At 35.5% G+C, this 13,776-nt stretch carries 8 protein-coding genes and 1 pseudogene; 8 read left to right on the top strand and 1 reads right to left on the bottom strand.

The features are described 5' to 3' along the window. The 7 genes and pseudogenes from VFS71_RS00220 to VFS71_RS00190 form a co-directional block, all read left to right on the top strand. A pseudogene (locus VFS71_RS00220) lies at window positions 1-978 on the top strand (SusC/RagA family protein); the annotation flags it as partial. A gap of 11 nt (window positions 979-989) precedes the next feature. After that, entirely contained in the window at window positions 990-2,585 is a 1,596-nt protein-coding gene (locus VFS71_RS00215; RefSeq protein ID WP_326398648.1) for a RagB/SusD family nutrient uptake outer membrane protein, read from the top strand. A gap of 18 nt (window positions 2,586-2,603) precedes the next feature. Next, entirely contained in the window at window positions 2,604-3,641 is a 1,038-nt protein-coding gene (locus VFS71_RS00210) for an IPT/TIG domain-containing protein (RefSeq protein ID WP_326398647.1), read from the top strand. A 197-nt stretch (window positions 3,642-3,838) separates the two neighbouring features. Then, window positions 3,839-6,724, top strand: a complete 2,886-nt coding sequence (galA, locus tag VFS71_RS00205) for a beta-galactosidase GalA (RefSeq protein ID WP_326398646.1) — start codon at window positions 3,839-3,841, stop codon at window positions 6,722-6,724. A 196-nt stretch (window positions 6,725-6,920) separates the two neighbouring features. Continuing rightward, window positions 6,921-8,159, top strand: coding sequence for a glycoside hydrolase family 27 protein (locus VFS71_RS00200; RefSeq protein ID WP_326398644.1), 1,239 nt, complete (start codon window positions 6,921-6,923; stop codon window positions 8,157-8,159). An 11-nt stretch (window positions 8,160-8,170) separates the two neighbouring features. Continuing rightward, the gene (locus tag VFS71_RS00195) at window positions 8,171-9,136 is read left to right on the top strand and encodes a glycoside hydrolase family 5 protein (RefSeq protein WP_326398643.1); all 966 of its coding nucleotides are present in this window, start codon (window positions 8,171-8,173) and stop codon (window positions 9,134-9,136) included. Window positions 9,137-9,241: 105 nt separating this feature from the next. Next, entirely contained in the window at window positions 9,242-11,356 is a 2,115-nt protein-coding gene (locus VFS71_RS00190; RefSeq protein ID WP_326398641.1) for an ATP-binding protein, read from the top strand. Between the two features lie 77 nt (window positions 11,357-11,433). Here VFS71_RS00190 and VFS71_RS00185 read toward each other — a convergent pair whose 3' ends face one another. Then, complete coding sequence (locus VFS71_RS00185; RefSeq protein WP_116797576.1) at window positions 11,434-11,883, bottom strand: GNAT family N-acetyltransferase; 450 nt, start codon at window positions 11,881-11,883, stop codon at window positions 11,434-11,436. A gap of 484 nt (window positions 11,884-12,367) precedes the next feature. Between VFS71_RS00185 and VFS71_RS00180 the strand changes: the two genes are divergently transcribed. Next, window positions 12,368-13,735 carry an NAD-dependent succinate-semialdehyde dehydrogenase gene (locus VFS71_RS00180; RefSeq protein ID WP_326398640.1) on the top strand — a complete coding sequence of 456 codons (1,368 nt, stop codon included), beginning with the start codon at window positions 12,368-12,370 and terminating at the stop codon, window positions 13,733-13,735. Window positions 13,736-13,776: the final 41 nt, after the last annotated feature.

Here is a 13,776-nt window from a genome sequence, read left to right as displayed (position 1 = left end):
CAAGTGCCATTGCCTCTATACTTAACAGGAGGAGGATCACAATATGGAGGGGTTTCTGCACCATACTCTAATTTGGGTACAATGAGTAATAAAGGATATGATATTACAGTAGGATATAATCTTAAATCTTCAGGTAACTTTAATTGGGATACTTCTTTGGTTGTATCACATTACAAAAATAATTTAGATGAAATTGCCAATGGAATTATTTTAACGCAAGAGGTTAATACAAATGGATATCAACCTGTTGTTGTTACCAATACAACAATTGGTAATCCTATCGGGATGTTCTATGGTTACGTTGCAGAAGGGATATTTAAAGATCAGGCAACTTTAAACAGTGCTCCAATTCAGTTTGGTCAGCCAGTTGGAACAGGAGCAGGAGAGACTTCTTTAGGTGATGTAAAATACAAAGATGTTAATGGAGATGGTAAAATAGATGCAAATGATAAAACATTTATTGGTAATCCTCACCCAGATTTGACTTTTGGATTTACAAATAATTTCAAGTATAAAAACTTTGATTGTTCTATATTCTTACAAGGTTCTTACGGTAATGATGTAATGAATTTGACGAAAAGAGCCGGAACAACAAACGCATCTTTATATGACAATCAACTTGTGGATGCTATGGATTATTATTCTGATACTAATACAGCAAGTAATAACCCGAGACCAATCGCGGATGCAGCAAATAATAACTTATTGATTTCGGATCGTTATGTTGAAGATGGTTCTTACATCAGAATTCAAAACGTTACACTAGGGTATTCTTTGCCTTCTGACGTTATTTCTAAATTTAAAGTAACAAGATTAAGATTATACGGTACAGCTCAAAACTTGCTTACGTTTACTGATTATTCAGGTTATGATCCAGAGATTGGTTCATTTAATCAGAATGTGCTTTTGTCAGGAATTGATAATGGAAGATACCCAGTAGCCAGAACATTTACAATTGGACTTAACGTAGAATTTTAAAAAAAGATAAAATGAAAAAGAAATTGTTTTTAAATAGATATAGTTTGCTGCTCGTAGCAGTAACGTTCCTCGTGTTTGGGTCGTGTCAGGAAGATTTTACGAATAGACCTTCAGAAGATGGGATAAGTTTGGACTCTTATTACAGCACAAATGATCAAGTAAGTTCAGCAACCAATGGAATGTACAGTAGAACTTGGTTTCAGATGTATAATAAATTTTGGTGGGCTATCGAAGTAGGTTCAGGAAACATGTACTCAGGATCGCCTGATGTTAGTGGATTAAGAACTTTTGCTTTGAATGGAAGTGATCCTGAATTAGTAAACGGTTGGTCAGCATTATGGGCCAATGTGCAACAAGCTAATATGATTATCAACTTTTTGGCAGGTAGAGTTGGGCCAGATGTAGATAAAAATGTATTGGACAATGCAATTGGTGAAGCTTACTTCATGAGAGCTACTGCTTATTTTGATTTAGTAAGACTTTGGGGGCCAGTGCCAATCATTGAAAATCCTTTGGATTTTACAAGCAATCCTTATGTAAATACGAATACAGTTGATGACATATATAAATTGATAACTAGTGATTACTTAAAAGCGGCTGATTTATTGGTTGCTAAAACTAGAGGTGCCAATTATGCAAGTAACGGACACGTATCTAAAGGTTCTGCAAAAGCAATGTTAGCCAAAGTATATTTGTATAAAAAGGATTATGCTAATGCTAGAGCAATGGCTGAGGAAGTTATTAATAGTGGTGAATTTAAGTTGTTAGGTGGTGACGAATTACCAGCAAAAAGTTTTGCCGATTTGTTTACTTATGCAAACAATAATAACGAAGAATCTATTTTTGCTATTCAATGGAAAGGTGACGGAGCTTATGGTTCTGCTAATAACTGTAACACACAATTTGGGTTTAAAGACGGAGATTTGTCTACTTCAAATGCATCGTATGCAGGGGTTTTTGGACCAGCTCAAGAGATTTTTACTTTATATGGTGCTACAGATAAAAGAAAACATGAAACTATCATGGTAGCAGGAGATACTTATCCAAACATGAAAACAACTGAAGGAATTGGTTTTACAGTTCCTGCGGATAAGGATTTAGCACAAGGATCAGGTGGGGCAATCAAAAAATATTGTATCGGTGTTGTAAACGGTGCTTCTACAGGTCCAGCTGATGGTTGGGCAATGATGGATAATAACACATATATAATGCGTTATGCCGAGTTGTTATTAATTCATGCCGAAGCAGTTTTGGCCGGTGGAGGAAGCACTTCTGATGCAGGAGCTTTGAAATCAATCAATGCTGTTAGGAGAAGAGCTGGGTTAAGCAATTTGACAACTGTAACTTTTGATAATATTTTTCTTGAAAGAAGAAAAGAATTGTGTTTCGAAGGGGACTATTGGTTCGATTTAGGACGTATCGACAAAGCAAAAGCAATCGCAATTATGTCAGCACAAAATAGAGGGGATAGATACGGAGCACGTTACTATACTCCAGTATATAGCGAGGATCATGCAACAAATGATTTTTATATGGACTACCCAGATAATGAGGTGGCAAAGAATCCAAAATTATTGGATGCACCAGTTCCATATACCTTTAAATAATTCTTTAAAATTGATATTATGAAAAATATAAAAATAAAATACCTATTGTCCATTGTTTCAATGGCCCTTTTGGTACTGGGTGTTTTTTCTTCCTGTAGTGACGATAATTCCGATTCAGGTTCAGGGACGTTAGCAATTACTAGCGTAGCGAAAGCCGAACCAGGAGATTTAGTTCCCGTTACACAAGGTGATCCAAAAAATTACTATATTATTAGAGGTTCGGGATTTACGACTGTCGAGAAAATTTACTTCAATGATTTTGACACTTATTTTAATCCGACATTAGTTACAGATACAGAAATATTTGTATTAATTGATGAAAAAACACCTTATGCGGATGCGAGTAGTAAATTAAAAGTTGTTACAAAATTAGGAACAATAGTTTACGATTTTGTGATATCTCCTCCATCACCAACTTTCGGAAGTTTTAATCCGATTAATGCTGCAGATGGTGATGAAATCACAATTTATGGGAATTATTTTTTAAACCCAATTGTTAAAGTTGGGACAGAGACCGTGCCTGTAATTTCTTCTACTTTAACTGAAATTAAAGTGAAGTTACCGGCTGGTTCAAACAAAAAATATATTTCTGTAACCAATATTTCAGGAACGGCAACTTCTACTTATGCTGTTGGAACTGCAATTTTTGATGATGTAGCTTATTATGGTTTTACTTTTCCGACTTGGAATAATCATACCTATGAGTCTGAAGGATCAGAACAAGGATTAGTTCATATCAAAAAGAAAATGGCCGCTTGGGACAATTTACAAGGAGATTGGTCTTGGTATGATCAAATAGCAGATTACAGCGGAATCAGAATTGCTGTAAGAGCTGATAATCCTGGAACGCTTAAGTTTATTTTTAATGGAGATTGGTCTGAAAGAAATATGTTAACTGTTGGTACAGGATGGACAACTTTCGTTATTCCATGGTCAGCATTAGGAAATGCAGATCACGTACAAAATATATCATTCCAAAATATGTCTAAAGATGCAGCAGGGAACGGTGTTGAAAATACATTCTATATTGACGATATAGGATTTGTATTAAAATAAATTGGTTTTTGTTTATTTGAGTTAGTTTAAGATATCCCCTAATCGAAAAATTAGGGGATATTTTTTTAAGTAGAGTTTATGACTTTTCACTTTTGCCCTTTTTTAAGCACATTTTGAAAAAAAAGTATCACAATATGTTGAATCTATTAACTATCCTTGTGAGTTGAACTATTCATTAGTTTGTTAAATATTATAAAATGAAAAATTCCAATATAATACCATTTTTATTACTTATATCCTTTAGTTGTTGTCTTTCCGTTTTCTCTCAATCGACCTCAAATAGCGAAAATAGAGAGCATATTTCGATAGATCAAAATTGGAAATTTGCTTTTGGTCATCCCTTTGATGCTGCCAAAGATTTTAATACAGGAACTGGATATTTCTCTTATTTAGCCAAAACCACTTACGGAGACGGAGCTGCTGCTTCAGATTTTGATGACCGTTCTTGGCGAAAATTGGATTTACCGCACGATTGGGCAGTGGAGCAAGGATTTAGTGAAAAGGCGAGTTACAGTCATGGGTTCAAGAATGTTGGAAGGACATTTCCAGAAGCCAGCATTGGTTGGTATCGAAAAAAAATAACAATTCCCGAGGGAGATTTGGGGCGCAGAATCCACATCGCTTTTGATGGCGTTTTTCGCAACGCAACAGTTTGGTTCAACGGGCATTATCTGGGAAACAATCCATCTGGTTATTTGGGATTTGAGTATGATGTTACCGATTATGTCAATTATGGAGGCGAAAACACAATCGCCGTTCGGGTAGATGCGATGATGGAAGAAGGTTGGTTTTATGAAGGTGCCGGAATATACCGCCACGTTTGGCTGAACAAAACTAGCCCCTTGCATGTACCCGCCGATGGAACTTTTGTAAGTACAATCAAACTCAATAAAAATAATGCCGAACTCACTTCAAAAGTTTCGGTAATTAACGAAGGAAGTAAAAATCAAGATTTCAAAATCGTCCATACCGTTTACGACAGTGCCGGAAAATCTATCGCTATGGCAACTATCGACAATCTGAATTTGAGACCAATGGAAACCAAAGAATTCAGTGCAGAATTAACTGTCGCTAATCCAATATTGTGGTCGGTTGATAATCCGTATTTGCATAAAATGGTGACCAACATCTATGCAGGAACCGCATTAGTCGATACCCAAACTACCACTTTTGGAATCCGGACGCTTCGTTTTGATGCCAACGAAGGATTCTTCTTGAACGGAAAACATCTTAAAATAAAAGGAACGAACAATCATCAAGATCACGCTGGGGTTGGAGTTGCAATGCCAGATGGTCTGCAGAATTTTAGAATTGCAACTTTAAAATCATTTGGATCCAATGCCTATCGCTGCTCACACAATCCACCAACACCGGAACTATTGGATGCCTGCGATCGTTTAGGGATGGTGGTAATAGACGAAACTCGATTGATGGGAATCACAAATGTTCAGTTGGGTGAATTAAAACGAATGATGCTTCGTGACCGAAACCATCCGTCTATCATAAGTTGGTCCATTGCAAATGAAGAATGGGGAGTAGAAGGTAATATTATTGGGGCTCGAATGGCCAGAACCATGCAGGATTTTGCAAAGACTATCGACACCACGAGGGGAATAACGGCCGGTATAAGCGGTAATTGGGATAACGGTATCGCTACGGCCGTGGATATAGTTGGCTACAATTATATTAAGCACGGAGGCAAGGAAACCACCGACAAACACCATCGGGAATTTCCGAATCTAGCCAGTTGGGGAACCGAGGAAGGCTCAACTTTTGCAACTCGAGGCATTTATTTTGAAGACAATGAAAAACAATACAAACCGGCTTATGATTTTCCGCAATCGGCTAATGCGCATAGTATTGAGCAAGGTTGGAAACATTACGATTCCAGAGATTATTTGGCAGGAATGTTTATTTGGACAGGCTTTGATTACCGTGGTGAACCCACTCCGTATGTTTGGCCAGCAACAGGCTCTTATTTTGGGATGTTGGATCAATGCGGTTTTTACAAAGACGACGCTTGGTATTTAAAATCTTGGTGGGGAAATGAACCCGTTTTACACCTGTTGCCACATTGGAACTGGAAAGGCAAAGAAGGAAAGCCTATAGATGTTTGGGCGTACAGCAATTGTGATGAAGTGGAGCTTTTTCTAAACAAAAAAAGTCTAGGGAAAAAGTCTATGGAAAAAAATGGTCATTTAGAATGGAAAGTCAATTATCAACCGGGAACTTTAGAAGCTATTGGATATAAAAACGGTAAGAAGTTCATGACTGAAACCGTAAAAACCACTTCAGATGCCGTTGCCGTTGGTTTACAATCCAATGTAAAAACAGTGAAGGCAAATAATGTAGATATCGCCATGATTACTGTCGATACCAAAGACAAATCGGGCTTACAGGTGCCTACTTCCGAAAACGAAATTGCCTTTACCATTTCGGGTCCCGGAAAAATAATCGGCGTTGGAAACGGGAAACCAACTTCTGTGGAACCCGACCAATTTTTGGAAAACAACACGGTTATCAATATTTCGAAACTAAAAGAGAAAATAATAAAGTCTTTTTTTGAAACCGCTGAAACAGTGGATAATCTCGATGTTTCCAATTGGGATACAGCTTTCAAAGACAGTCGCGACACTATCTTTGGCAAGAAGGCAAAAACCGTTGTCTATCGAACAGATTTTGATTTGCCCGAAAACTTCAAGGAAACTAAAATCAATCTGTTTTATAACAGCATTGGGCAATCGCAGTCCATTTTTATCAACGGAAAATTAATTGCAAATGCCATCCCCGAAAACAAAAAAGGAGACACTTTCGTACTGGACAAAACCAATCTCCGCGCTGGCAAAAACACCATCGCAATCGTAGCCGTTACTTTGATTTATAAATACAAATGGGGAACTGTCAACACTAATCCAGGGACTATCCAAATCCTCACGCCGGCGCCAACATGGAAGCGAACGCTGTTTAGCGGTTTGGCACAAGTCATTTTGCAATCGACAGGTGAAACGGGCGAAATAACATTGACAGCAACCAGTAACGGACTTAAAAAAGCCGAAATAAAAATAAATGCAACAAAACTATAAAAGTATTTTGGGGCGTGATCACAAGGGTCGGGCTGTACGTTCCCGCTTTTTTATCACTGGCAAAAAAGCCAGTGATAAAAAGAGCTCCACTACCATCCCTCACGCAAATCCTGTAGAACAAGGCATTTGATTTTAAAAAATCAGCGTTCTAACATTAAAAAAATCAATAACAAAGAAAAAATAAAAAAAAATAAAAATGAAAAAATTACTTCTCTTCTTACTTTTAAGCAGTATAACAATTCAAGGTTTCTCACAAGGAAATATCTACAAACAAGGAACTGGAAAATTCGAAGGCCTTGCAATGACACCGCCAATGGGTTGGAATTCCTGGAACACTTTCGAAACCAACATCGATGAAAAATTAGTCAAAGAAACTGCAGATATTATGGTTTCATCAGGGATGGTAGCTGCAGGCTACAATTATATTGTACTCGATGACGGTTGGATGACGAAGGAGCGCGATGCCAATGGAAATCTAGTTCCAGATCCAATAAAATTCCCAAGCGGAATGAAATCTTTAATTGAATATGTGCATTCCAAAGGACTAAAATTCGGTTTGTACAATTGCGCCGGAACCCATACGTGCGCCGGATATCCAGGAACACGTGGCTATGAATATCAAGACGCTCGTTTTTATGCCAGTTTAGGAATTGATTTCTTGAAATACGATTGGTGTAACACAGCAGGAATCAATGCTCCAGAAGCGTATGCCACGATGAGTAACGCACTTAAAACAGCCGGAAGACCTATTGTTTTCAGCCTTTGCGAATGGGGCGATAATAAACCATGGGATTGGGGAAAACCAATAGGAAACCTTTGGAGAATTTCAGGAGATATTTATCCTTGCTTCGATTGTGAGTTCCACCACGAAGAGGGAAATTGGTCGTCATGGGGATTTATGAAAATTGCAGAAATGCGCAAAGACATCCGTAAATTTTCAGGGCCAGACCATTGGAACGATTTTGATATGATGGAAGTGGGCGATGGAATGACCAATACCGAGGACAAGACCCATTTTGCAATGTGGTGCATGATGGCTTCCCCTTTAATTGCTGGAAATGATTTCAGAAAAATGTCAAAAGAAACCTTGGCTATTTTAACCAATAAAGCACTAATTGCAGTAAATCAGGATAAATTAGGGATTCAAGGATTTAAACTTTCTTCCGAAGATGGATTGGAAGTTTGGGTAAAACCTTTATCCGATGGAAATTGGGCAATTACCTTTTTGAATAGATCTGACGCACCTAAAAAAATCAACTACGATTGGAAAAAAAATCCAATCAAAGATGCTGATTTTGGCTTTGAAGCTGATTTTAATAAAGGGGCCTTCAAAATTAAAGACCTTTGGAAAAACAAAGAAGCGGGTACTACCAAAAAGAATTTCATTGCTGATATTGCTTCTCATGATGTAATTACACTAAGACTGATTCCTTAATTCAGAATTATATGAGCTTCAAATCTAAAACTATCTTGTTTTTGCTTGCATTAAGTTGCAGCATAGCAAATGCGCAATTCGTCAAAAAGCACGGACAGCTTAGTGTGAAAGGAACTCAATTGGTAGATAAAGACCAAAATCCAATTGTTTTAAGAGGAGTAAGTCTTGGTTGGCATAGCATCTGGCCAAGATTTTATAATGAAAAAGTAGTTGATTGGTTAAAAAAAGATTTCAATTGTAATATTGTTCGGGCTGCAATGGGCATCGAAATAGGAGCGCATCCTTATATAGAGGAACCTCAATTTTCCAAAGAAAAAATAGATGCCGTAATAAAAGGAGCCATCAAATCTGATATTTATGTAATTATCGATTGGCACAGTCATAATATTAACTTGAAAGAAGCTAAAGAATATTTTGATGAGATTTCCAAGAAATACGGAAAGTATCCAAATGTAATTTACGAGGTTTTTAATGAGCCGGACTACGAAACTTGGCCAGAAGTTAAGGCTTACGCCGAAGAGGTAATCAAGGTAATTCGTGCAAACGATTCCGATAATATTATTTTGGTGGGAAGTCCAAGATGGGATCAGGATGTTAATTTACCAGCGGCAGATCCCATAAAAGGATATGATAATTTAATGTACACTATGCATTTTTATGCAGCAATTCATCAAAAAGAACTTAGGGATAGAACTGACGAGGCAATCAAAAGTGGTTTGCCAATTTTTGTCTCCGAATCTGCAGGGATGGAAGCATCAGGTGATGGGCCAATGAACTATATCGCATGGCAGGAATACATCGATTGGATGGAAGCTAGAAAATTAAGTTGGATCACTTGGTCTATTTCGGATAAAGACGAAACTTGCTCCATGTTAAAAAAATCTGCAAGCTCAGAAGGGAATTGGAAGGAGGAAGATCTTAAAGAATCAGGCTTGAAAACGCGAGAATTTCTAAGAAAATACAACAGTAAGAATTAGTTTGTCAAACTCAAAAATCCAACTCTTCAACGTGTTGGATTTTTTTTGTGTTGTAAAATAAAACAGTATATTGCAACTCTATTTTTATATAATTCCTTTGACTAAATGAAGTTAGCATTAAAATTAACGACTTATTCTAAATTGGTATTGTTGATCATTGGGATTTGCTCGCTATTTTTATTGCTGTTTACATCTCTTTATTTATACACTGTTCAACAAGAAAAGGACGTTTTTAAAGTTAATTCAGATCAGTATAGAACGGAGGTGAATCGGTTATTTGACTTTAATTCAAAGACACAAATTGTTACTATAAATGATCTTACCTATTGGGATGCTTTGGTCAATTTCACAAAGTCAAAAGATATCTCCTGGTTTAATAGATATATAGTAAATGAATTTCCTACTTACGAAGTGGATTATATTGGAATTTATAATTTAGATAAAAAATTTATCGCCAATACTTCAAAACCTAATTTTAAATCCATAGATTTTATTCCCAATGAAGCAATGATGCATCTATATAAAACCAAATTTTCTCGGTTTTATATGAGAGTTCCTGAAGGAGTTGTCGAAATATTTGGTGGAACCATTCATGCTTCAAATGATCCTAAAAAAGTAAAATCGAAGCCGTCAGGTTACATGTTTATGGCTCGTTTATTGGATCCGCAATATTTTAAAAATTTAGAAGATATCTGCAGCTCCAAAATTCAGCTTTTGGATAAAGTAGATATGGATACCATTGGGAACAAAAAGGTGACTTCTGTAATAAAATTGAGAAATGCAGATAATATGGTAGTTGCCAAATTATTGTTTGAAAGACCTTCACATCTCAATTTTGAAAAAACCAAAGAGCTGCTGTTGATTATAGTAATTGTAACTCTAATTAGTCTTATTGCGGCAGTTCATTATTCCAGAAAATGGGTTTATAAACCTTTGAAATTAATTACTACTATTTTGGAAAGTGATCGTGAAATTTCTATTAGTCTCTTGAAAAAAGAGCCTGGTGAATTTGGTTATATTGGTAATCTGTTTGAAGATCATAGGAAGAACCGATACCAATTGGAAAAATCAAAAGAAAAAGCTGAAGAAAGTGATAAACTCAAATCAACTTTCTTGGCCAATTTATCACATGAAATCAGAACTCCCATGAATGCTATTATTGGCTTTTCGGATTTATTGATGGATGATAAATTAAGTGATACTTTCAAAAAGAAGTATCTGAAAATCATAAATACCAGCGGCAAAAGTCTAGTGTCTATTATTGAAGATTTGATCGAGATGTCCAAAATTGATGCTAAACAAATTGCGCCAAAATTTAAAGGATTGAACATTGAAAAATGTTTAAACGAATTGTATAATACACTGAAAGTTACAATACCGGATGATAAAAACATAAAGTTCTACCAACTGGTAAATAACGTTAAATTACCGAATGATGTTTTGACCGACGAAATTAAGTTAAAACAAGTTATCGTTAATTTATTGACTAATGCCATAAAATTCACAGATAATGGTCATGTTGCGTTTGGGTATAGCATTAGTCCGAATAAAAAATTTTTAGAATTCAGGGTTGAAGATACTGGGATTGGAATTGGTGAAAAAGACTTAAAAGTCATTTTTGACCGCTTCAGAAGAGTTGAAGATGATTATTCTATTTCGCTCAGCGGTTTAGGATTGGGATTGTCAATTTCCAAAGCCTATGTAGAAATGCTCGGTGGAGAAATTACCGTAGAATCAGTTTTTGGTGGCGGATCAGTTTTTAAATTCACTATTCCATTGTATTATGATGAAACGACTTATGATGAAAATGATAGCGTGCCAGAAATTGCATATAATGAATCTGAAAGCAAGACTATTTTGGTTGCTGAAGATGATAATATAAATTTTCTGCTGCTAAAAACAATATTAGAAAAGAAAAACCACATTGTTTTAAGAGCTAAAAATGGACAGGAAGTTGTTGATATTAGTGCGGCAGACTCAAATATTGATTTAATTTTTATGGATATAAAAATGCCTGTAATGGACGGTTACGAAGCTTTTGAAATAATAAAAAAAGACAATCCGTATCGAATAGTAATAGCCCAAACGGCACATTCTTCTTCTGAAGTGGAGGAAAGTATCATGAAGGCCGGTTTTTCGGGTTATATTACTAAACCTCTTAATAAAGAAAAAATATTCGAATTAATTAATCAAGTATTTCAAAATAAATCCATTAGTTAAATTGGATTTTATTCCCAAACAAGAAAGAGAATTTCAATACGAAATCTTCTTTCTTGTTTTTATTTCGCAATTTGTGATTAGTTAACTGCAAGGTCATAACTATATAGAAAATCCTCCCTTATAAAACCCATTTTATGATACAATCCTTGAGCGACAGTGTTATTTTTTGCAGTTCTTAATCGTATGTCATGAGCACCTAACTCTTTAGCTAATTCAACAGTTTGTAAAATTAATTTTTCCCCTATTCCTTTTTTTCGGGCAGAAGAGTCCACAAATAAGTCATTTAGAATTAGGATTCTATTGAGTGCCAATGAAGAAAAAGTTACATAAATTAGAGCAAAACCGATAAGTTTATCTTCATTAGTTTCATCTGAAGCTACAAAAATGGTAGCTTCATTATTTTCTAATCGCTCCTTTAGATATGCATAATGCTTTTCGTAATTGGATGGGTTTTTATAGAAAACAGCATATTGATCAAAGAGATTCGTCAATTGATCCAAGTCTTGAGTAGTAGCTTTTCGTATCATAAAGGATTGGTTTTTAGTGGTTGGAGAAATAAATTTACAAAAAAAAAACTTTACTTTGTGGATATTGAGGTTTAGTTTCCAATCTCTATTTGCAAATTTTATTTTTGCAAATTTATTTTTCTGAAAATCTAAATCTAAAATATTCTGGAAATGGTTTAGCAATTAATCCTAAATAAGCAAAAAGTTTGGTGATTTGGTTGAAGTCTGATTTTTAATAAAAGTCATTTGAATTGAATAATATTTTTTAGATATAAAAATGATGTTTTTGATTGGCTAAAAATTGATATGTTAGAAACAAGCTTGACTATTGGCGTTAAAGTAAAGTAATTATATTTTAGTGTAAATGATTAATTAAATTTGAATGAACTAATAGGAACCAAATATATGTTTGGAAGGTATTTTTGATACTAAACCAATATGTCTATGAAGGTTTATAAAAGGGTATGACCTTATTTTGGATTTGTAAAATTATTAAGTAAACAAAATGAATAATACAGTTAAATTATTTAAATCTATAAATCCATTTACGCAATCTGTTATTGCAGAGCATGAAGTTTTGACAAATGTCCAATTGAATCAAAAAATGCAATTATCAGCATTGGCTTTCAAGAACTGGCGCACTACTACTTTTCAGGAAAGAGCCGATAGAATGAGAAAATTGGCAGGTATATTGAGGGCTAATAAAAATGAATTAGGATTGGTTATTACCAATGAAATGGGTAAAATTCTTCCAGAAGCAATCGCTGAGGTTGAAAAATCAGCAACTAATTGTGATTACTATGCCGAAAATGCTGAGCAAATGCTTAAAGATCGATATTACGACACACCTTTCAAGAGTATGTCAGTTTATGATCCAATGGGAGCTGTGTTTGCTATTATGCCTTGGAATTATCCTTTCTGGCAAGTGTTGCGCTATGCGGCACCGGCAATTATGGCGGGGAATGTTACTCTTTTAAAGCATGCGCCAAACGTTGTTGGTTGTGCCAAAGCCATCGAAAAGATGTTTATGGAGGCTGGTTTTCCAGAAGGTGTTTTCCAGCAAATAAACATTGATATTTTACAAGTAGAAAGTGTAGTTGCTTCTGATATTGTTTCTGGAATTACTTTGACAGGAAGTGAAATGGCAGGTTCTTCGGTTGCTGCATTGGCTGGAAAATATATCAAAAAATCCGTAATGGAATTGGGAGGATCAGATGCTTTTATAGTTTTGGATGATGCCGACTTGGAAAAAGCGACTACAGTGGCTACAAAATCTAGGATGCTAAATGCGGGACAGGCCTGTATTTGTGCAAAGCGGTTTATCGTTACTGAAAAAGTAGCCGATGAATTTGCTACACTTTTTGCTAATAAAATAACTGTTTTACAGCAAGGGAATCCGTTACAGAGTGGAATTGATATGGGACCTTTGGCTAGAATTGATTTGGCTGAGAAGTTAAGTAATCAACTAGGGAATTCTTTAAAACAAGGAGCTAAGATGGTAGTTGGAGGGGAGCGTGATCATTGCAATTTTCAGCCTACTCTAATTGATTTTGTAGATGCCAATAATATTGCTTTTAAGGAAGAGACTTTTGGTCCATTGGCAACTATTATTAGAGCCAAAGATGAAAATGATGCCATTGCTATTGCAAATAATCATAGATATGGTTTAGCCTCGGCAATTTGGACAGAAGACAGAGAGCGGGCGTATGCTTTAGCTAGAAGAATTGAAGCAGGAAATGTTTTTGTCAATTCTTTGGTTCGATCTGATTCTAGAATTCCTTTCGGAGGAATAAAAAAATCTGGATACGGAAGAGAATTATCTGAGGTAGGAATCAAAGAATTTATGAATATTAAGTCATTGATTATTGAATGATTTTATAAATAGATGAATTAATAAATCATTTTTATTCCTAA

It is taken from the genome of Flavobacterium sp. (genome assembly GCF_035760125.1).
Taxonomy (GTDB): domain Bacteria; phylum Bacteroidota; class Bacteroidia; order Flavobacteriales; family Flavobacteriaceae; genus Flavobacterium.
The sequence above is the reverse complement of the archived record's forward strand: the minus strand, read 5'-3'. Positions and strand labels throughout refer to the sequence as shown.